This is a genomic window from Stenotrophomonas oahuensis, from assembly GCF_031834595.1.
In the GTDB taxonomy this organism is placed as follows: Bacteria; Pseudomonadota; Gammaproteobacteria; order Xanthomonadales; family Xanthomonadaceae; genus Stenotrophomonas; species Stenotrophomonas oahuensis.
In genome coordinates, this window is sequence record NZ_CP115541.1 from 2065934 (window position 1) to 2085163 (window position 19230).

At 65.9% G+C, this 19230-nt stretch carries 18 protein-coding genes; 7 read left to right on the plus strand and 11 right to left on the minus strand.

The genetic code is table 11. The features are described 5' to 3' along the window. Nucleotides 1-51 precede the first annotated feature (51 nt). Entirely contained in the window at nt 52-798 is a 747-nt protein-coding gene (locus PDM29_RS09010) for an SDR family NAD(P)-dependent oxidoreductase (protein ID WP_311193494.1), read from the plus strand. Between the two features lie 126 nt (nt 799-924). Here the strand turns inward: PDM29_RS09010 and PDM29_RS09015 are convergent, their stop codons facing one another. From PDM29_RS09015 to PDM29_RS09040, 6 genes are all read right to left on the minus strand, one after another. After that, entirely contained in the window at nt 925-1773 is an 849-nt protein-coding gene (locus PDM29_RS09015) for an SPOR domain-containing protein (protein WP_311193495.1), read from the minus strand. Nucleotides 1774-1791: 18 nt separating this feature from the next. Next, on the minus strand, nt 1792-3477 hold the full coding sequence (gene argS, locus PDM29_RS09020) for an arginine--tRNA ligase (RefSeq protein WP_311193496.1): 1686 nt from the start codon (nt 3475-3477) through the stop codon (nt 1792-1794). Between the two features lie 162 nt (nt 3478-3639). After that, nucleotides 3640-4320, minus strand: coding sequence for a RadC family protein (gene radC / locus PDM29_RS09025; protein WP_311193497.1), 681 nt, complete (start codon nt 4318-4320; stop codon nt 3640-3642). 15 nt (nt 4321-4335) lie between these two features. After that, the gene (locus PDM29_RS09030) at nt 4336-4464 is read right to left on the minus strand and encodes a hypothetical protein (protein WP_311193498.1); all 129 of its coding nucleotides are present in this window, start codon (nt 4462-4464) and stop codon (nt 4336-4338) included. A 236-nt stretch (nt 4465-4700) separates the two neighbouring features. Continuing rightward, the gene (locus tag PDM29_RS09035) at nt 4701-5117 is read right to left on the minus strand and encodes a hypothetical protein (RefSeq protein ID WP_311193499.1); all 417 of its coding nucleotides are present in this window, start codon (nt 5115-5117) and stop codon (nt 4701-4703) included. A 422-nt stretch (nt 5118-5539) separates the two neighbouring features. Further along, nucleotides 5540-6655 (minus strand): NADH:flavin oxidoreductase/NADH oxidase, encoded by a 1116-nt coding sequence (locus tag PDM29_RS09040; protein WP_311193500.1) that lies wholly within the window; start codon nt 6653-6655, stop codon nt 5540-5542. Nucleotides 6656-6751: 96 nt separating this feature from the next. Here PDM29_RS09040 and PDM29_RS09045 point away from each other — a divergent pair, with 96 nt between their 5' ends. After that, nucleotides 6752-7639 carry a LysR family transcriptional regulator gene (locus PDM29_RS09045; RefSeq protein ID WP_311193501.1) on the plus strand — a complete coding sequence of 296 codons (888 nt, stop codon included), beginning with the start codon at nt 6752-6754 and terminating at the stop codon, nt 7637-7639. A gap of 1 nt (nt 7640) precedes the next feature. On the opposite strand, the gene PDM29_RS09050 is transcribed toward PDM29_RS09045, so the two are convergent. Beyond that, nucleotides 7641-7910, minus strand: coding sequence for a hypothetical protein (locus PDM29_RS09050; protein WP_311193502.1), 270 nt, complete (start codon nt 7908-7910; stop codon nt 7641-7643). A 212-nt stretch (nt 7911-8122) separates the two neighbouring features. Between PDM29_RS09050 and PDM29_RS09055 the strand changes: the two genes are divergently transcribed. Further along, nucleotides 8123-9568: a serine hydrolase domain-containing protein gene (locus tag PDM29_RS09055; RefSeq protein WP_311193503.1), complete on the plus strand. Its 1446-nt coding sequence runs from the start codon at nt 8123-8125 to the stop codon at nt 9566-9568. Here the strand turns inward: PDM29_RS09055 and PDM29_RS09060 are convergent, their stop codons facing one another. Both PDM29_RS09060 and PDM29_RS09065 read right to left on the minus strand, forming a co-directional pair. Continuing rightward, the gene (locus PDM29_RS09060) at nt 9569-10426 is read right to left on the minus strand and encodes an aspartyl protease family protein (protein ID WP_311193504.1); all 858 of its coding nucleotides are present in this window, start codon (nt 10424-10426) and stop codon (nt 9569-9571) included. A gap of 175 nt (nt 10427-10601) precedes the next feature. Then, nucleotides 10602-11060: a hypothetical protein gene (locus tag PDM29_RS09065; protein WP_311193505.1), complete on the minus strand. Its 459-nt coding sequence runs from the start codon at nt 11058-11060 to the stop codon at nt 10602-10604. A 66-nt stretch (nt 11061-11126) separates the two neighbouring features. Here PDM29_RS09065 and PDM29_RS09070 point away from each other — a divergent pair, with 66 nt between their 5' ends. The 4 genes from PDM29_RS09070 to PDM29_RS09085 all read left to right on the plus strand — a co-directional run bounded on the left by PDM29_RS09070 (nt 11127) and on the right by PDM29_RS09085 (nt 15719). Beyond that, a complete protein-coding gene (locus tag PDM29_RS09070) occupies nt 11127-11522 on the plus strand; it encodes a VOC family protein (protein WP_311193506.1) in 396 nt (131 codons plus the stop codon). 117 nt (nt 11523-11639) lie between these two features. Next, complete coding sequence (gene coaBC, locus PDM29_RS09075; protein ID WP_311193507.1) at nt 11640-12902, plus strand: bifunctional phosphopantothenoylcysteine decarboxylase/phosphopantothenate--cysteine ligase CoaBC; 1263 nt, start codon at nt 11640-11642, stop codon at nt 12900-12902. Continuing rightward, on the plus strand, nt 12899-13372 hold the full coding sequence (gene dut / locus PDM29_RS09080) for a dUTP diphosphatase (protein WP_125361218.1): 474 nt from the start codon (nt 12899-12901) through the stop codon (nt 13370-13372). Before coaBC ends, dut begins: the two co-directional genes overlap by 4 nt. 13 nt (nt 13373-13385) lie before the next feature. Further along, nucleotides 13386-15719, plus strand: a complete 2334-nt coding sequence (locus PDM29_RS09085; protein ID WP_311193508.1) for a phosphomannomutase/phosphoglucomutase — start codon at nt 13386-13388, stop codon at nt 15717-15719. A gap of 117 nt (nt 15720-15836) precedes the next feature. On the opposite strand, the gene PDM29_RS09090 is transcribed toward PDM29_RS09085, so the two are convergent. Beyond that, entirely contained in the window at nt 15837-16556 is a 720-nt protein-coding gene (locus PDM29_RS09090) for a response regulator (protein ID WP_311193509.1), read from the minus strand. Next, nucleotides 16537-19197: an ATP-binding protein gene (locus PDM29_RS09095; protein ID WP_311193510.1), complete on the minus strand. Its 2661-nt coding sequence runs from the start codon at nt 19195-19197 to the stop codon at nt 16537-16539. Before PDM29_RS09095 ends, PDM29_RS09090 begins: the two co-directional genes overlap by 20 nt. Between the last annotated feature and the right edge of the window lie 33 nt (nt 19198-19230).

Consider the following 19230-nt stretch of genomic DNA (forward strand, 5'->3'; position numbering starts at 1 on the left):
CGCGCGTTCATCCAGTGCGAAAATGGGCGGGACTTCTCACGGAGACCCGCGATGACCCGTACTGCCCTGATCACCGGTGCCACGTCCGGCTTTGGTGCCGCTGCCGTCCATTGTTTCGCCAAGGCCGGCTGGCGCGTGATTGCCACCGGCCGCCGCGCCGAGCGCCTGCAGCCGCTGGTGGACGCTTATCCGGGCCTGGTGCACGCGGCCGCCTTCGACGTGCGCGACAGTGCCGCGATGGAAGCGGCGCTGGCCGCGCTGCCGGCTGAGTTCGCCGGCATTGACCTGCTGGTCAACAACGCCGGCCTGGCCCAGGGCACCGCCCCGGCCCAGAACGCCTCGCTGGACGACTGGCGCACCATGATCGACACCAACGTCACCGCGCTGGTCACCCTGACCCACCGCCTGCTGCCGCAGCTGGTGCAGCGCAAGGGTGCGATCATCAACATCAGCTCGGTCGCCGGCGTGTACCCGTACCCGGGCGGCAACGCCTACGGCGGCACCAAGGCCTTCGTCAGTCAGTTCTCGCTGGGGCTGCGCGCCGACCTGCACGGCACCGGCGTGCGTGTGACCACCATCGAGCCGGGCATGGCCGAAACCGAATTCACCGTGGTCCGCACGCATGGCGACCAGGCGGCCTCGGACAAGCTCTACAGCGGAGCCAATCCGATGACCGCCGAGGACATCGCCGAGCAGATCTTCTGGGTCGCCAGCCTGCCGGCGCACCTGAACATCAACCGCCTCGAAGTAATGCCGGTGACCCAGTCGTTCGCCGGCTTCCAGGTCGCGCGCGACTGAGAAACCGCGTAGCGACGCGCCATGCGCGTCGTCCGCACCGTCGGAAAAAGAAAAAGCCCCGCAAGCGGGGCTTTTTCATGGCTCAAGGCCAACCGTTACAGCAAAGGGCTCAAAGGCCAATGTCGGTCACTGCGCCTTGATTGCCATCGCCTGCATGCCGCTGCTGGACAGCTTCTGCTTGGCCTCGGCCAACTCGCCGGCGGTGCCATACGGCCCCATCCGCACGCGGTACACGGTCTTGCCGCTGATCTGCGCCGACTCTACCCGTGCCGCCAGGCCCAGCATCGCCAGCTTGGCCTTGGTCGCCTCGGCATCGCCGGAGGCCCCGAAGGCACCGGCCTGCAGGATGTAACGCACGTTGCTGTCAGCAGCCGGAGCCGTTGTCGTTGCGGCGGCGGCGGAAGCGGGCTCAGCCGGCTTCGGTGCCGCCACGGCGGGGGTGGCGGCCGGGGTTGCGGCGACCGCCGCCGGGCGCTCGCTCACCGGAGCCGGCATTGTCGTCGCCGCCGGCGCGGTGGACGCAACCGAGGTGGAGGTCGCCGCGGCCGCCGGTACCGGGCGACCTTCCAGGGCCGCCTGCGCGCGCTGGGCTTCCGCCTTGGCGCGACGCTGTTCTTCCGCACGCGTGCTGGCCGCCAGTTCCGCGTCCGACATTTCCACTTCCTTGCCGGGCAGCAGGGTGTAGAAGTCGTACTGGGTGGCCGCCGGCTTGGCCGGTTCGGCGGGCTTGGTCGCACCCGGGCGCGGCAGCTCGGTGCCCACGTCGGTGTCGGCGTCGCTCACCGGGGCCGGCTGCGCGTTCGGGTTCGGCTGCGGGCCGACCCGCAGGAAGCCGTCACCTTCGCTCTTGAACAGGTTCGGTGCCGCGAGGAACACCACTGCGGCAATCGCCACGCCGGCCACCAGCCACACCCACCCGGGCGTGCCTTGGCTGCTGTTGCGCCGTGCCTGACTCTTGCCGCGTCGTGCTGCCATTTACTGCTACTCCAGTGATTACATTTTTTCCGGGGCGGAAACGCCCAGGAGCTTCAAGCCATTGGCCAGCACCTGGCGCGCCGCGCACGCCAGCGTCAGCTTGGCATTGCGCTCGGCATCGTCAGCCACCAGCACCTGCGTGCCGTGATACCACGTGTGGAAGGCGTGCGCCAATTCACGCAGGTACTGCGCGATCAGGTGCGGTTCCAGTGCAATACCCGCCGCTTCCACCACTTCCGGGAAGCGCGACATTTCCACCATCAGCCACAGCGAAGCGTCATCGCCCAGCGTGGCCAGCGCCGCGGCGTCACCCTGGCTGAAGCTCAGGCCCTTTTCCTGGGCCTGGCGCAGCAGGCTGCACACGCGGGCGTGCGCATACTGCACGTAGAACACCGGATTGTCATTGCTCTGCTGGCGGGCCAGATCGATATCGAAGGTCAGCTGCGAATCCGGCTTGCGCGCAATCAGGAACCAGCGGGTCGCATCGCGGCCGGCTTCGTCGATCAGGTCGCGCAGGGTCAGGTAGCTGCCGGCACGCTTGGACAGCTTCACTTCCTCGCCGCCGCGCATCACCGTCACCATCTGGTGCAGCACGTATTCCGGCCAGCCCTTGGGAATGCCCACGTCCAGCGCCTGCAGGCCGGCGCGCACGCGTGCCAGCGACCCGTGGTGGTCCGCACCCAGTTCGGTGATGGCGCGCTCGTAGCCGCGCTGCCACTTGCTCAGGTGGTAGGCCACGTCCGGCAGGAAGTAGGTGTAGGTGCCGTCGGACTTGCGCATCACGCGGTCCTTGTCGTCACCGAAGTCGGTCGAGCGCAGCCACAGCGCGCCGCCTTCCTCATAGGTATGGCCGGCCGCGTTCAGCTGGGCCACGGTCTCTTCGACCTTGCCGTCCTTGTACAGCGAGCTTTCCAGGAAGTAGATGTCGAAATCCACCCCGAATGCCGCCAGGTCCTGGTTCTGCTCGTTGCGCAGGTAGGCCACGGCGAAGCGGCGGATGCCGTCCAGGTTGTCCGGATCGCGCTCGCCGACCACGGTGTGGCCTTCCAGCTCGACCTTGGCCCCGGCCAGGTAGGCATCGGCCACGTCCTGGATGTAGTCGCCGCGGTAGCCCGCTTCCGGCCAGCCGGCGTCGTCAGGCTTCAGGCCTTTGGCGCGGGCCTGGGTGGACAGGGCCAGATTTTCGATCTGAACGCCGGCGTCGTTGTAATAGAACTCGCGCTTGGCGTTCCAGCCGTTGGCGTCCAGCAGGCGCGCCAGGCAGTCGCCGATGGCGGCGGCCCGGCCGTGACCGACGTGCAGCGGACCGGTCGGGTTGGCCGACACGTATTCCACGCCCACGGTGCGGCCGTTGCCGCTCAGGTTGTGGCCGTAATCAGCCCCTTCCTTCAGCACGAAGGCGGCCTCGCGCTGGTAGGCGCTGGCAGCCAGGCGGAAATTGATGAAGCCCGGGCCGGCAATGTCCACGCCGGTCACGTCGTCGCTCTTCGGCAGTGCATCGACCAGAGCCTGGGCCACGGCGCGCGGATTGCTGCGCGCGGCTTTGGCCAGCAGCATCGCGGCATTGGTGGCGAAATCGCCGTGCTCACGGGTCTTCGGGCGTTCCACCACGAAGTCCGGGGTGAGGGTATCGGCCGGCAGCGTACCGTTGGCACGCAGGGCTTCAATGCCCTGGTTGATCAGGGCGCGGAGGAGATTTTTCACAAGGCCTGCTTTGAGACTGGAGCGGCGGAATCGGCAATTTTAGCCCAGATGGGCCCCAAACCATTGAACCGCCCCCCAGCAAGGGGGGTAACCCGGTAGCGCCGGCCGTTGGCCGGCCCACGACGAACCGTCTAATACCTCGACCTGACCGCCCCGTTCAGCTCAAACCCGCCCCAGCCACCCGCGCTCGGCCATCGACACCGGTTCCCCCTCCCCGACCACGATGTGGTCCAGCAGCCGCACCCCGACCAGCTCCAGCGCCGCTTTCAGCTCCACGGTGATATGCCGGTCTGCCGCCGAGGGCTCGGCATGCCCGGAGGGGTGGTTGTGGCCGACGATCACGGCCGCTGCGTTGTGCAGCAGGGCATGACGGGCCACTTCGCGGGGGTGGACCCCGGTCGCGTCGATCGTGCCCGAGAACAATTCTTCGAAAGCCAGCATGCGGTGGCGGTTGTCGAGGAAGAGGGCCGCGAAAACCTCCACCGGCCGGCCGCGAAGCCGTTGGTGGAAGTAGCGGCGCGCTGCATGGGGGTCCAGGCTTTCGCCCTTGTCCAACGTAGCGCGCAGATGCCGGTGCGCCAGTTCCAGCGCCGCCTGCAGCTTGCAGGCCAACGCAACGCCCAGCCCTGGCAGCTTTTGCATCTCTTCCGGCGGCATATCCAGCAGCTTGCGTAGAGGGCCGTGCTCGTTGAGCAGCAACCGGGCGTTCTCCAGAACGTCCATGCCCCGGCGGCCTGTGACCATCAGCAGCGCAAGCAGTTCTGCATCGGTCAGTGCTGCAGCACCCCGGGCAATGAGCTTCTCACGGGGACGGTCCTGTTCCGGCCAGTCTTTGATTGTCATCGCAGATGATGCGGGTCAGTGGCTGCGATCCCCATCGGCAACGTGACGCCGCCTCCGGCGCGTATCGATGATCGTCCAGATGGCGACGCTGATGCCTACCACGCAGGCGACGATGGTGGTTGCTACGACGATGATGGTGATCATGATTTCGCTCCCTCGCTGCGGTTATTGGGGTTGGAGAGATCTCCGAAGAACGACCGCGCTTCATAAGAGTCGCCCCGCCGTCTGCCATAGGGCGCTCCAGCGGCCTTCGTTGGTCAGTTACTGATCCTTTGCATCACGCTTGTCCACTCTGTATTTTCGGTCGGCCAGGACCGAGTAGACGCCTGTTGCAAGGCCGAGAATAGAAATCACGACGGAGGCGACGACCACGAACGTTGTCATATTGGTTCTCCAGTATTCTGCTTGAGTGAAGTGGAAATTTTCCTGAGCACTACACGGCTCGTTAGAAGAGACGCCGCGATAAGCGCAACTGCGCAGACCGTCAGGGCGGCGCTCTCAATGACTGAGGATCCGACCAGAACGAGCGTGTAAAGAACGCAGTACAGCGAGACCAACATGATGGAAGTTCCGTTTTGTGCGGTCTTCCACTCCCTGCCGGGGTCCGCGATGTGCTCGATCTCATTGATGTTCGAAATCTGCAGGATCAGTCCAAACGCGATGACATCAGAGATCGAGAGGATGTCGACGACGCCCTCTTTGGTGACCGCCCATGCCATCAGCCTCGCCATGATCGGTATCAGGCCGATCAGGACCGTGTAGACAAGCCACTTTGTCTTTCTGCTTCGTTGGTCCATCCGGACGTGCTCATTTGTTGACCAGTAGCTGCGATTGACAATGGGTGGAGTTGTCACACGGCATCAGATGGACGCTACGCCTTCCTTCAAACAGCCGCGAGGCCATGAGCGACATCGCCACGAAAATTGCCTGAAATCCCGGAGTTTTCGATGGAGTAGCTTGTTCGGACCGGCGAGCGTGGCAGTGTCGCCAATAGCCTCGAAGCTTTCTGATCTGATCGATTCCTACGATTGACGAAGGATCACGCGCCGCTTAGTCTCCGCCTCGTCGAGGTGACTCGACCTACGAGACTGCATGCGATTCACAGACACTGTTTGTGCGCTAGTTGCAGCAGGCTTGCCAGGCGATGACAAGCTTTGCCAGCGTCTTCAAAAAAGGCCCTTGGCAGTTCGCTGCCGAGGGCCCTGTCTCAAACCGATCTTTACTGCGCAGCACCCTTGCCCGGCCCGCGATACCGCGACAACCAATGCGCATACGGAGCCGGCAGGGTCCACGCCGGATTCTCCTCACCCAGCGCGATCGCCAGCTGATACGGATAGTGCGGATTGGCCAGATGCGCCCGCGCGATCAGCACCAGATCCATGCTGCCCTCGGCCACGGCCTTCTCCGCCATGTGCGGATCATCAATGCACCAGCTGGCCGCCACCGGCATCTGCACGTCGTGCTTCAACCGCGCGGCCACCGGTACGAAGAATCCCGGTCCCCACGGTGCCTTGCTGTTCAACGTGGAGAAACCAATGCTGGCATCGATCAGGTCCAGCCCGCCGTCGCGCATCTGCCGTACCAGGTGCGCGGCTTCGGGATAGAAGCTGTCGTCGTGTCCGTCGTACTCCACCACGCCAAAACGCGCGGTCAGCGGCAGGTGTTCCGGCCACACCGCGCGCACGGCTGCGAGTGTTTCCAGAAGGAACCGGCCCCGGTTCTCCGCGCTGCCGCCGTAGCGGTCGGTGCGCTGGTTGGCCACCGGCGAGAAGAAGCTCTGCGCCAGATAGCCGTGTGCGAAGTGCAGCTCCAGCCATTGGAAGCCGGCCGCCAGTGCGCGTTTCGCTGATGCCACGAAGTCAGCCTGCACCCGCGCAATGGCGTCCAGGGTCATCTCACCGGGCACCTTCGGCAGGCCCGCACCGAAGGCAATGGCCGAGGGAGCCAGGGTCGGCCAGCCGCGACGGTCGCCTTCGGCGATGTGGTCATCGCCTTCCCAAGGCAGGTTGGCACTGGCCTTGCGCCCGGCGTGACCAATCTGGATGCCGGGCACGGCACCGGCCGCTTTGATCGCGCTGGCGACCCGGGCCATGCCCTCGATCTGGCCGTCTTCCCACAATCCCGCACACCCGGGAGTGATGCGCCCTTCCGGGGACACGGCGGTGGCTTCCACGATCACCAGGCCGGCCCCGCCACGGGCCATGCTGGCGTAATGGGGCGCATGCCAGTCGCTCAAGTAGCCCTCATGGGCGGAGTACTGGCACATCGGCGGAATGGCGATGCGGTTGCGCAGGGTGACGTCTTTCAGCTGGAACGGGGTAAACAGGGCGGCCATCAGGGTCTCGGGTGGGGGAATTTCACCCGATAAGGGTAGGGACCCCGGACCCATTGATGATCTAATCGAACCTTATCCTTCGGATAAGAATTTCTTATGCACAACCCGCAATGGCTGCGCTCATTCGCCACCGTCGCCAGCACCGGCGGCTTCACCCGCGCCGCCCACGCGCTGGGACTCACCCAGGCGGCGGTCAGCCAGCACGTCCGCCACCTGGAGGCTGAGTTCGGTCCACTGTTCATCCGCCGGCCGCGCCAGATCGAATTGACCCCCGCGGGCGTGGCGCTGCTCGCCTACGTGGAGGACACCGCGCGCGCCGAGCGCAGGCTGCGGGCAAGCCTCAGCGATGCCGATACCGACGTGGGTGAGGTGAGTTTCATCACCCCGGGCAGTGTGGGTCTGGCGCTCTATCCCATCCTGCTGGACTACCAGCACAATCATCCGGGTCTCTGCATCCGGCATCGCTTTGCACCCGACCCGGACATCCTGCAGGCGGTGCTGCAGAAGCAATACGAGTTGGGTTTGGTGACGCTCAGGCCGGAAGACCCCCGGCTGGTTGCTACGCCGTTTACCGAGGAATCATTGGAACTGGTTGTACCCGCGGGTGAGAACGTGGAGCAATGGCCTGACCTGCAGCGGCTGGGCTTCATCGACCACCCGGACGGTCGCGGCATGGCCACCCGCTTGCTATCCCGCCGCTACCCGGGCAACCCGGGCATCGGCACGTTGCCGGTTCACGGCTTCACCAATCAGGTCGCACTCATTCTGGAACCGGTAGCGCGCGGCCTGGGGTTCACGGTCATCCCGCGACACGCGCGCGAGTCGTTCGCTCACCCTGAGGCGCTGCGCGTGGTGGACTGTGGCGATCCCGTGATCGACACGCTGTGGCTGATCCACCGCGCCGAATGGCCGCTGTCGGGGCAGGCGCGGTGGTTGGTGGAGCAGTTGCGGGGCGTGCCGAGGTTCCAGCAGCGCCGATCGTGATCTACTGCTTGCCCGAACACTGCTCCATGGCCCCGCCCAATGCCATGGCGAAGTCTTCAGGAACCTTGCCTTCGTTGATCTCTGCCATGCCCTTGTCGCCGTAGTGCTTGTGTACGGCATCGAACGTGCACTGACAGACGCTGCGGGCGGCGTTGGCGGCGCATCCGTCAACGAACGAGGTTTCGAACTCGGTGGGCTTGCGGCTGCAGGCGGCGAGGAGAATGGCGGTTCCCGCCAGGAACAGACTCTGTGCAATGTGTCGGGTGTTCAAGATGTCATCCTTGGTTGGGCAGCCTTTTCCGATTATGCGGGGCTGGTCACGGTTCGTGCCAGCGCCTCTCGCCCTGCCGGGCACCAGGGAGCTTGAATCCCCGCAGCGAGAAAGGCAATCATCCATGCGCAGCTGCCAGTCTGCGGGCCGCCCGAGTTTTCCCACCAAGGATGATCATGGCGCGTTGGAGTCTTTCTCAACTTTCCCGGGCAGTGGCTTCGGTTCTGACCATCGGCCTGCTCATTCCGCAGGTGGCTGCAGCGGATGATGCGCCTGCTTTCAGCACCGCGCTGCGCCGCCAGTTGGTACTGGATACCGCGCCCGACCAGCGATTCTCCATTGAAGAACGCATGCGCCATTACGGCGTGCCCGGCGTCAGCGTGGCCGTGGTCGAGAATTGTCGGGTCGTCGAGGCACGCGGGTTTGGCAGCGCCACCGTGGATGGCCGCCCGGTGGATGCGCACACGCGATTCGCGGCCGGATCGGTCAGCAAGGTGGTCGCGTCTGTGGGCGCGCTGGCGCTGGTCCAGACAGGACAGTTGAGTCTGGACGAGGACATTTCCACCCAGTTGCGCCATTGGCAGCTGCCGCGCCAGGGTGAATTCGCTGACAGCAACGTCACCCTGCGGAACCTGCTGACCCATAGCGCAGGTTTGAACGTCGCGGGATTCAAGGGCTACCCACGTGACCAGCCGTTACCCAGCCTGGAGCAGATACTCGACGGGACCGCGCCGGCCAATACGCCGGCAGTACGCATTGAAGCCGAGCCAGGCAAGGCGTGGCGATACTCGGGCGGTGGGTTCGTGTTGACCCAGCTCCTGATGGAAGACACCACCCAGCAGAAGTTCGCACCGCTGATGCGCGACACCGTGCTGGCACCGGCCGGCATGAAGGAAAGCACCTATCAACAACCGTTGGACGCTGCGTCTGCGCGACAAGCTGCCACGGGCACCTTGGCCGACGGCACCCCCATCCCGGGTGGCTGGCGGGTGTATCCGGAACAGGCCGCCGCCGGGCTGTGGTCAACGCCGTCAGACCTGGCGCGTCTGGGCATCGATCTGGTCCACTCCCTGCGCGGCAAGCCCGGTGTGCTGGACACTGACATGGCCAAGCAGATGATGCAGCGCCAGATCGGCAACTGGGGGCTGGGTGTGGAGGTGTCGCCCGAAGGCAAGCCGAGAAAGTTCAGCCACACCGGGGCTCCGGTGGGCTATCGCACGCTCTGGCTCATGTACCCGGATACCTGCCAGGGTGCGGCCATCATGACCAATGCCGACGAAGGCATGACCCTCACCCACGAGATCGCCCGTGCGCTCGCAGACACCTGGCGATGGCCGGACGCAGCGCCGTCGAGCATGGTCACCACCTCGGCACTCACCCCGGAGATCTCGGCCCGGTTTGTCGGCGAGTACCAGTTGCGCGATTTCCCCGCTGAGCGGTTCGAGGTCACCGTGCAGCCCGAGGGTCACCTTGGCTGGTCGCGCAAGGGCCGTGGCCTGCGGGATCTGGTTGCCAAAGGGCCGATGGAACTGGTCTCGCCTGACAGTGGAATGCGCCTGGTGGCTACCGGAGAACCGTCAGCTCAAGCCGATACGCTGGAGCTCCATTTCCCGGGTGGCGTGAACGTTGCCTTGCGAGTGAAAGAAGGCAGCAGGTAGTCAGCGGCAGACCGCAACGGTTTTTGAACGCTGGTCGATCAGCACCACACTCTGCTGCAGCGCTTCTGCACCTACCAGTGGTCCGGGAAACTTTGCCGAAACCCTGATCTCCACGTCCTCCAGGTTTGCCTGGCCCACACGCACCGGCCCCTGCAACGTCGCGCGCCATGTCTCCAGCTGACCGTTGGTCAGCTGGGAGCGCACCGCGTCCTGCAGCGGCGCGTCCCAGATCCCTTCATAAACTGCCTGGGGCAGCACCAGGTTGACGTTGGCTCCCGTGTCCAGCTGGGCGACAAGCGCGTGCCCGGCAACGGTGACGGGAATGCGGAAAGCACGCTCATAGGGCAGGGCGTTCTTGTCTGAAGGCGAGATCGCATGACGCTGCGTGAAGCTCAGGATTCTGCGCGGGTAATCGATCACCAACAGGCCATTGCCGAAGAACTCACGGCCGAGAATGCCGTGGAACGCAGCCTCGGGGCTGTTGCGCTTGTTGTAGTTCCGGGTAATCAGTTCAAGGTCGCGGTGAACCAGCGCGCCCAAGGACAACGACTGTATGCGGGTGGTATCGACCTCGGCCGTGTTGACGCCATCTGAGGTCGTGGCCACGCCGTGCCTCTGCAGGCCCATCAGGGCGACCAGACTCTCATCCAGCCGCCCCATGCCGCTTGCTCCAGTGTCGACTGCGAATCGGTAGGGGCCGCTTCCATTAACCGTGGCCTGCACGTAGATACGCCCGTCAACGATCTGGAAAGGTTGGTGAACCGTTGCGTCCTTCGTCGCCACGCCGGCAAGCCGACAGGCATCGGAGGGTGCCTTGGCCAGCACCGCGGGTGCCGTTAATAGAGAGAGGGATGCCACCAACCACCCTGTCCACGTACGCATGTAGACGTCCCTTTGCATCGGCAAGCCTCGGTTCCGAATGGATGGTCAGACTGCCCGGCGTCAATCGTCCGAACAAGCCGCCCTGCGATGTAGGCGCGATCAGGCCGACGAAACGTCAGACACTTGGGATGAAATACGGGTAATGGCGGGCTCAGTCATCCAGACCCCATCCAACCGGCTGGTCCTGCTTGAAGTGCACCATCCAGATCGAACCCGGTTCAAAGGTGTCATGGAAGGTCAGGCTGAAATCGGCGTGATCCCGGGCATGCTCCACAATCTCCATGCTTCTTGGCACCAGGCGCTCGACCCCTGCGTCAGGGTGATCGGCTGTCTGGATCGTGTCACCGCATGTCTGCATCAAGTAACTGCGCGCGACCGCGAGGTGGGTCTGCATGCGTCCACGTTCGCGCAGAATCAGCTCGCACGAAGCCGGTGTTGGCTCGCTCTCACTTGCGTCCACCAGCACCATCGCAGCTTCACCCAGTTCGGGTAGCGGGCAGGTCCAGCGATCTCTGTCCTCGTCCCAGATCAGGGTCAAGCGGTCGTCATGGTGGAAGGGCGCAACCGGGACATGGGGTTGGGACAGCCACCGCAGCAACGAGCGCAGCATCAGCCTCTTCCTTCTGGGTCATTGGCGTTACCATCGGATTCTCCATTTTTGGCATCCGGGTGGCACATGCTCAACCACGTCATGGTCGGCTCCAACGACATCGAACGGTCCAAGACCTTCTACAACGCGGTGCTGGGTGGCGTGTTCGGCGCGCGCGAGCCGTATGAGAACCGTGCCGACTCCGGTCATGTCCGCCTCTTCTACCGCCATGACGGCAGCAGCTTCTGCGTCAGCCAGCCGATCAACGACGAGCCGGCCACGCCCGCCAACGGGGCCACCATCGGCTTCAAGTGCACGTCGCCGGAACAGGTCCAGGCCTTCCACGATGCGGCGGTGACTGCCGGCGGAACCTCCATCGAGGCCCCGCCGGGACTGCGTGAGAGCACCATGGGCGCGGCGTGGCTGGCCTACGTCCGCGACCCGGATGGCAACAAGCTGTGCGCGATCTATCGACCGGTCTGAGCCACGTGGGCGAGCACCGCTCATAACCAGAAATCCCCCACTCATGCCCCTGGCGCATCAGGGCCGCCACATCGCATCGGGTAAGCTAGCGGCCTCAGATCTACAGGAATTCCGCAGGTGGCTGACTCCCCCCAGGCATCCCCGGCGCAGGTGCGCCCGCTGGACGGCCAGAAGCTGTTGTTGTGCGTGGGTGGCGGTATCGCGGCCTACAAGTCGCTGGACTTGGTGAGACGCCTGCGTGATGCCGGTGCCCAGGTCCAGGTGGCGATGACCGCCGGTGCCCAGCAGTTCGTCACCCCGCTCAGCTTCCAGGCCCTGTCAGGCCAGCCCACCCGGACCACGCTGTGGGACAGCGCGGCCGAACAGGCCATGGGTCATATCGAGCTGGCGCGCTGGGCCGACCGCATCTTGGTCGCGCCGGCCACCGCTGACCTGCTGGCGCGGCTGGCAAACGGCCACGCCGACGACCTGGTCACCACCCTCTGTCTGGCCACCACCGCGCCGCTGACCGTGTGCCCGGCGATGAACCACCGCATGTGGCTGCACCCGGCCACCCAGGCCAACATCGGCCTGCTGCGCGAGCGTGGCGCGCAGGTGATCGGCCCGGAAGATGGCCCGCTCGCCGAAGGCGAGTCGGGCCCTGGCCGGCTCAGCGAGCCACATCAGATCGTCGCCGCGCTGGCGGCGCTGCGCGCTCCGGCCGCTGCAGATGGTGATGCCACTTCGCAGGAGCTGCAGGGCCTGCGCGTGGTCATCAGTGCCGGCCCCACCTACGAAGACCTCGACCCGGTGCGCTACGTCGGCAACCGCAGCAGCGGCAAGATGGGCTATGCCCTGGCCGCCGCCGCCGCCCGCCAGGGCGCGCAGGTGGTGCTGGTCAGCGGGCCCGTGCATCTGGCCACGCCGCCGGGCGTGCAGCGCGTGGACGTGCGCTCGGCCGCGCAGATGCGCACCGCCGTGCTCGATGCGCTGCCGGCAGACATCTATATTGGGGCCGCCGCCGTCTCGGACTACACCCCGCGCCAGATCGCAGCACAAAAGCTGAAGAAGACCGCAGGAACGCAGACGTTGACCCTCGAACTGGTGCGCACGCCGGACATCCTGGCCGAGGTCGCGCAGCAGACCAACGCGCTGAAGCTAGTGGTCGGTTTTGCCGCCGAAACCCACGATGTCGAGAAGTACGCGCGCGGCAAGCTGATCGACAAGCGCCTGGATCTGGTGATCGCCAATCAGGTCGGCATCGCAAACGGTGGCTTCGAAAGCGACGAGAATGCAGCTACGGCCTATTGGCAGGGCGGGGAACAGGCCTTCCCCGGCACCAGCAAGACGCGCCTGGCCGAACAACTGTTGTCCCTGATTGCCCAGAGGTTGCATGCATGAGTGTTGATCCGTCGCTCCAGCCCTTGCAGGTCAAGCTGCTTGACCCGCGTTTCGGCGATACCTGGCCCCTGCCGGCCTACGCCACCGAAGCCAGCGCCGGGCTGGATCTTCGCGCCGCACTGGAGACCGAACTCACCCTGCAGCCCGGCGACGCCGCGCTGATTCCCAGTGGCATCGCCATCCACATCGCCGATCCCAACCTGTGCGCGGTGATCCTGCCGCGCTCCGGGCTGGGCCATCGGCACGGCATCGTGCTGGGCAACGGCACCGGTCTGATTGACGCGGACTACCAGGGCCCGCTGCTGATCAGCACCTGGAATCGTGGCCGCGAGGCCTTCACGGTGCAACCCGGGGACCGTATTGCACAGTTGGTGGTGATGCCAATTGCACGCGTAGGGCTGCAGGTAGTGGATACTTTCACCGACAGCGCCAGGGGAACGGGTGGATTCGGCCATACCGGGGTGCGCTGACAGGGGGTTGTAGATGAGCAAAGCAAAGGCGGAAGGCAAGCGCCAACTCAGCGGTTCGCAGAAGCAGTGGCTGCTGGTGGTGTTGCTGGTGCTGTTGGCGGCATGGTTTGTGTGGGGCGGTGTCCGCCAGTGGCAACAGGCCTCGGCGGGGGCGGCGCTGGAGCAGTCGCGTGACCAGATCGCCGGTGGCCTGCTGACCGCCTGGAGCGGCCAGGTTTCCCAGCTGGAAAAGGTGCTCAAGAGCGAACGGGTGACCGCCGCGCTGGCCAACGGCAATGCCGATGCCGCAGCCCTGGCAATACGCGAGGGCTGGCCGGGCACGGAAGAGGTGCAGGTCCTGCCGGCCGCACTGGACGCCGGCTACAGCGATCCCAAAACCTTTGGTTATGCCCGTCTGGCGCTGCTTGAAGCGGCATTGGCCAACGAAGCCGTTGCCGCGCGCGTGGTGCGCGATGCCGGCGGTCAACGCCTGGGTCTGGCCGCACCGGTGCAGCTGGGCTCCCAGGGCCCCGCCGTGGTCTACGTGCGCCAGCCGCTGCTCAAGCTGATCGGCACCTTTGACCAGGTGCGTGTGCCCGGTAACGGCTATCTGGCGCTGCGCCAGGGCAGCCACAGCGTCATTGAACAGGGCGACACCGCGCTGGCCTCCCGCGCGGAAGGTCTGGCCCGCCCGATCGGCAAGAGCGGTCTGCGTCTGGCTGCGGCCGTGCCGGACGTCGAACCCGGCCCGCTGGGGCTGGGCTTCATCCCCTGCCTCATTGTGGGTGTGCTGCTGCTGGTCGTGGCTGTGCTGCTCAAGGTGGGCAAGGGCCGGGTCAAGCTGCCGGTGCGCCGCGCCGCTGCAGATGCCGTCGATGAAGGTCCCACGCTCAGCGAAAGCCTCGCGCGCGAACCGGTGCTGGCACCGGCTGCTGCCGACGAGGGCGCTCCGCCGGTGCCGCGCGGTCCTGGCAACGAGATCGCCGAAGACATCTTCCGCGCCTATGACATCCGCGGCGTGGTCGGGCGCGAACTGACCCCGCCGGCGGCTGCGCTGATCGGCCAGGCCATCGGTTCGGTGCTGCAGGTGCAGGGGCTGCGCGACATCGTGGTCGGCCGCGACGGTCGCCTGTCCGGTCCCGAACTCACCAACAGCCTGATCGAGGGCCTGCGCCGCGCCGGCTGCAACGTCATCGACATCGGCCTGGCACCGACCCCGGTGGTGTACTTCGCCAGCTATCACCTGCGCGCGGGCAGCTGCGTGGCCGTCACCGGCAGCCACAATCCGCCGGATTACAACGGCTTCAAGATCGTGGTCGGTGGTGAAACCCTGGCTAACGAAGCCATTACCGAGCTGTATCACCGCATCCGCAATGGCGACCTGCATGTGGCCGCCGAACCGGGCAGCCTGCAGCAGCGCGACATCAATGCCGACTACGTGCAGCGCATTGCTGACGACGTGCAGCTGGATCGTCCGCTGAAGGTCGTGGCCGACGCTGGCAACGGCGTCGCCGGTGAGCTGGCGCAGCCGCTGCTGGAGGCGATCGGTGCCGAGGTCATTCCGCTGTACTGCGATGTGGACGGCACCTTCCCGAATCACCATCCGGACCCGAGCGATCCGGAGAATCTGGAAGACCTGATCCAGACCGTGAAGCGCTTCGATGCCGACATCGGCCTGGCCTTCGACGGCGATGGTGACCGCCTTGGCGTGGTCACCAAGGAAGGGAAAATCATCTACGCCGACCGCCTGCTGATGCTGTTCGCGGCCGATGTGCTGATGCGTAATCCCGGCGCGCTGGTCATCTATGACGTCAAGTGCAGCGGGAAGCTGTCCGACTACGTGCTGCGCAACGGCGGCAGCCCGATGATGTGGAAGACCGGGCATTCGCTGATCAAGGCCAAGATGCGCGAAACCGACGCCGAACTGGCTGGCGAGATGAGCGGGCACTTCTTCTTCAAGGAGCGCTGGTTCGGTTTCGACGACGGCCTGTATGCCGCTGCGCGGCTGCTGGAGATTTTGGCGCAGCGCGAGGAAACCCCCTCGGAAGTGCTGGATGAGCTGCCGGACAGCGTGTCCACGCCGGAACTGAAGGTGCCGGTGGAATCGGGCACGCCGCACGCCCTGGTGTCGCTGTTCGTGGCGGCGGCGCAGGGCGAGGAGTCGCCGTTTGCCGGCGCACGCCTGTCCACCATCGATGGCCTGCGTGCCGACTTCCCGGATGGCTGGGGCCTGCTGCGCGCGTCCAACACCACCCCGGTGCTGGTGCTGCGTTTCGAGGCCAACGACGAGGCCGCGTTGAACCGCATCAAGAGCCTGTTCCGCGAACAGCTGCAGCCGCTGCTGCCGGATGTGGAATTGCCGTTCTGACGGATGTGCCGACCAACGGTCGGCACCTACCGGGCATTGATGCCGACCAACGCTCGGCACCCACCGTGTCCGGATGGCCGGTAGGTATCGACCGTTGGTCGATACCGGATCAACCGATCAACCTTTGAACCGCAACCCCACACCCGGCTCGGTAAACAGATACCGCGACTCCAGTGCGGAGTCGCCCAGCTTGTGCCGCAGCTTGCCGACCAGAATGCGCAGGTAATGCGTGTCGTGCTGGTGGGTAGGCCCCCAGATCTCGGCCAGGATCTGCGGCTGGGTCACCACCCGCCCGGCATTGCGCAGCAGCAGTGACAGCAACGCGTACTCCTTGCGGGTCAGCGCCACCGGCGTGCCGTCCAGATGCACTTCACGACGCACCAGATCGATATGCAGGTGCCCGTCGTCGAAGTGCGGTAGGGCTCCGTCGGCGTTGACTGTGCGCGAGCGCAGCAGCGCACGGATGCGCGCCATCAGCTCCTGTATCCCGAACGGCTTGGTCACGTAGTCGTTGGCCCCGTTGTCCAGCGCCTTTACCTTCTCAGTTTCGCCGGCGCGCACGGTCAGCATGATCACCGGCACCTGGCTCCATTGGCGCAGTTCGGCCAGTGCCTGGTGGCCTTCCATGTCGGGCAGGCCAATGTCCAGGATCACCAGCTCGGCTCCCTCGGTGGCCAGCAGTTCCAGACCTTGTTGCCCGGTCTCGGCTTGCAGCACCCGGTAACCCTGCGCGCGCAGGCTGATATCGAGGAAGCGCCGGATCTGCGCCTCGTCATCAATCACCAGCACGCGCGCTGGCGGCACGCCTTGGGAGGAATCAGGATTCGTCGTGGTCATCGGCTGGCAGGGGCTTGAGCAGAGGCAGCGTGATGCGGATCAGGGTACCGCGTCCATCGCGCCCGGGCAGAGCCTGCACGCGTCCGCCGTGCGCGCCGATCATGCCCTGGCAGATGGTCAGGCCCAGCCCCGTACCGTGGCGGCCTCGGTCGCCGCGTTCCACGGTGTAGAACATGTCGAAGATCCGTGCGCGCTCGTCGTCGGGAATACCGGGGCCGGCATCCAGCACATCAATGCGCAGCTCGCCTTCCACCAGCCGGGCGCTGACCTCCACCGGGGCGTCGGGCGGCGAGAACTTTGCGGCGTTCTCCATCACATTGAACACGGCCTGCTCCACCAGTGCCGGATGCACCCAGATCGGGCCCAGCGTGGCGGGAATGTCCAGGTGCAGCTTTACCTCCGGCTGGTAACGCTGCAGCCGCCGCGCGGCCGAGCCGATCAGCTCGTCCACGCCGATCCAGTCGCGATTGATCTGCAGGCCTTCGTGCCCGAGCCGGGTCATGTCGAGCAGGTTCTGGATGTAGCGGTCCAGGCGCTCGCCTTCGACCAGGATGGTGTTGAGCAGGGCGCGGCGGTCGGTCGCGTCCATGGCCTCGGCATAGCTGGATAGACTCTCGGCCGAGCCGATCATCGCTGACAGCGGCGAGCGCAGGTCATGTGACACCGACGACAGCAGGGCCGAACGCAGCCGCTCGGTCTCGTTGCTGACATGCGCTTTCTCGAGGTCGGCGACCAGGCGCGTACGCAGCGCGGCCTGGGCAATGTCATCGACCATCGCTTCGGCCAGTTGCCGCTGCTCCGGCGTCAGCCGTGGCGCACTGCGTGGGAAGCGGATGCCGGCTACGCCGATCGGGCGCTCCTCGCCGTCCAGCAGCGGCAGGAACCACCATTCCGCGCCGGCCAGCGTGTCGGTGTAGCGGCCGCTGGGCTGGCCGTGGCGGTATGCCCAGTCGGCGGCGGCCAGGTCGGTATCGCCCGGCACGCCACTGCCACTGCTGCTGGTGTCCGCACCGATGCGCAGCCATGCCGGCGCGTCCAGTGCCTGCTCCAGCGCTTCGCGGCCGGCCTGCGCCACTTCGTCGATGCTGGCCGCGCGGGTCAGCTGGCCGCCCAGCACCTGGCGCGCATTGGCATGACGGTTCGCGGCGCGCAGCGCCACCACCTGCATGCGCAGGCGCGACGCCAGACGCCCCGCCACCAAGGCCGCCGCCAGGAAGAGGAACACCGTGATCACGCCCTGGCGCGCGCTGATCGCAAAGGTGAAACGAGGCGTGATGAAGAAGAAGTTGTAGGCCAGGAAGCACAGTGCAGCGGCGATCACCGCCGCACTGGTGCGGCTGCGCGCCGCCACCAGCACCACCGCCACGATGAATACCATCGACAGGTCGTACAGACCCACCCAGCGCTCGATGACGGCTGCCACCGCGCAGGCCAGGGCGGTCGCCGTCACCGCCAGCAGGGTGTCTTTGCCGGTGCTCAACGTCGGCATGGAAAGCCCATGGCGGCGTGCATGCGCACGCGCCTGCGGCGTGCCGATGATGGTGATCTCGTAATGCGCCCCGCGCTGCACCAGTTGCTGGGTCAGAGTACGGTTGAGCATGCGCGCGAAAGGACGTTCGCGGGTGCGGCCCAGCACGATGGTGGAGACGCTGTTGTGCCCCGCATGGTCCAGCAGCGCGTCGGCAATGCTGGTGCCGTGCAGCAGTTCGGCATCGCCGCCCAGCCGGCGCGCCAGCGCGAAGGCCGCATCGATCTCGCGCTGGGTACTTTCGTCCCAGCGTCGGTTCTGCACGGTCACCACCGTCCACGGCGCATCGCGGCGCTCGGCAATACGCCGGCCCACGCGCACCAGGTACTCACTCTGGCCACCGCCATCGATGGCGACCAGCACGCGCCGGCGCAGCGGCAGATTGCCCTCACCACGCGCGGCACGGGTTTCGCGCAGGCTGCTGTCGACCCGGTCCGCAGCTTCCTGCATGGCCAGCTCGCGCAGCGCGGTCAGGTTGGCCGGCGAGAAGAACTGGGTCAGGGCCTGTGCCGCCTGTTCGGGTACGTACACCTTGCCCTGCTGCAGGCGCTCGATCAGTTCGCGCGGCGGCAAATCCACCAGCACGATGTCATGCAGGCGGTCCAGTACCGCATCGGGCACGGTCTCGCTCACCCGCACGCCGGTGATCCGCATCACTACATCGTTGAGGCTTTCCAGGTGTTGGATGTTGATCGTGGTCCAGACGTCGATGCCGGCGTCCAGCAGTTCCATCACGTCCTGCCAGCGCCGCTCATGGCGGCTGCCGGGAACGTTGCGATGGGCCAGTTCATCGACCAGCACCAACGCCGGATGCCGTGCAAGCACGGCATCCAGATCCATTTCATGCAGGGTATGGCGCTGGTAGGTCCGCTCCAGCAGGGGCAGCTGTGGCAGGCCCTCCAGCAGCGCCGAGGTCTCGGCGCGGCCGTGTGTTTCCACCAGTCCCACCACCACATCCACGCCACGGCGCAGCTGTTCGTGGGCGCGGGCCAGCATGCTGTAGGTCTTGCCCACGCCCGGCGCTGCGCCCAGGAACACGGTCAGCTTGCCGCCCGCCTCGCGCTGCAGGCCTTCCACCAGGGCATCGGCCTGCCGGGTACGGGAGTCAGTCATGGGAGAGCATTGTGCTCGCAACCGCGCCACAAC

What these genes read in the sequence shown, in the direction of transcription:
- dut (WP_125361218.1), top strand. Translation starts at nt 12,899, where the DNA reads ATGAGTGTTGATCCGTCGCTCCAGCCCTTGCAGGTCAAGCTGCTTGAC.
- PDM29_RS09030 (WP_311193498.1), bottom strand. Translation starts at nt 4,464, where the DNA reads ATGATCACCATCATCGTCGTAGCAACCACCATCGTCGCCTGCGTGGTA.
- PDM29_RS09040 (WP_311193500.1), bottom strand. Translation starts at nt 6,655, where the DNA reads ATGGCCGCCCTGTTTACCCCGTTCCAGCTGAAAGACGTCACCCTGCGC.
- radC (WP_311193497.1), bottom strand. Translation starts at nt 4,320, where the DNA reads ATGACAATCAAAGACTGGCCGGAACAGGACCGTCCCCGTGAGAAGCTC.
- PDM29_RS09090 (WP_311193509.1), bottom strand. Translation starts at nt 16,556, where the DNA reads ATGACCACGACGAATCCTGATTCCTCCCAAGGCGTGCCGCCAGCGCGC.
- PDM29_RS09070 (WP_311193506.1), top strand. Translation starts at nt 11,127, where the DNA reads ATGCTCAACCACGTCATGGTCGGCTCCAACGACATCGAACGGTCCAAG.
- PDM29_RS09045 (WP_311193501.1), top strand. Translation starts at nt 6,752, where the DNA reads ATGCACAACCCGCAATGGCTGCGCTCATTCGCCACCGTCGCCAGCACC.
- PDM29_RS09015 (WP_311193495.1), bottom strand. Translation starts at nt 1,773, where the DNA reads ATGGCAGCACGACGCGGCAAGAGTCAGGCACGGCGCAACAGCAGCCAA.
- PDM29_RS09065 (WP_311193505.1), bottom strand. Translation starts at nt 11,060, where the DNA reads ATGCTGCGCTCGTTGCTGCGGTGGCTGTCCCAACCCCATGTCCCGGTT.
- PDM29_RS09035 (WP_311193499.1), bottom strand. Translation starts at nt 5,117, where the DNA reads ATGGACCAACGAAGCAGAAAGACAAAGTGGCTTGTCTACACGGTCCTG.
- PDM29_RS09085 (WP_311193508.1), top strand. Translation starts at nt 13,386, where the DNA reads ATGAGCAAAGCAAAGGCGGAAGGCAAGCGCCAACTCAGCGGTTCGCAG.
- PDM29_RS09010 (WP_311193494.1), top strand. Translation starts at nt 52, where the DNA reads ATGACCCGTACTGCCCTGATCACCGGTGCCACGTCCGGCTTTGGTGCC.
- PDM29_RS09095 (WP_311193510.1), bottom strand. Translation starts at nt 19,197, where the DNA reads ATGACTGACTCCCGTACCCGGCAGGCCGATGCCCTGGTGGAAGGCCTG.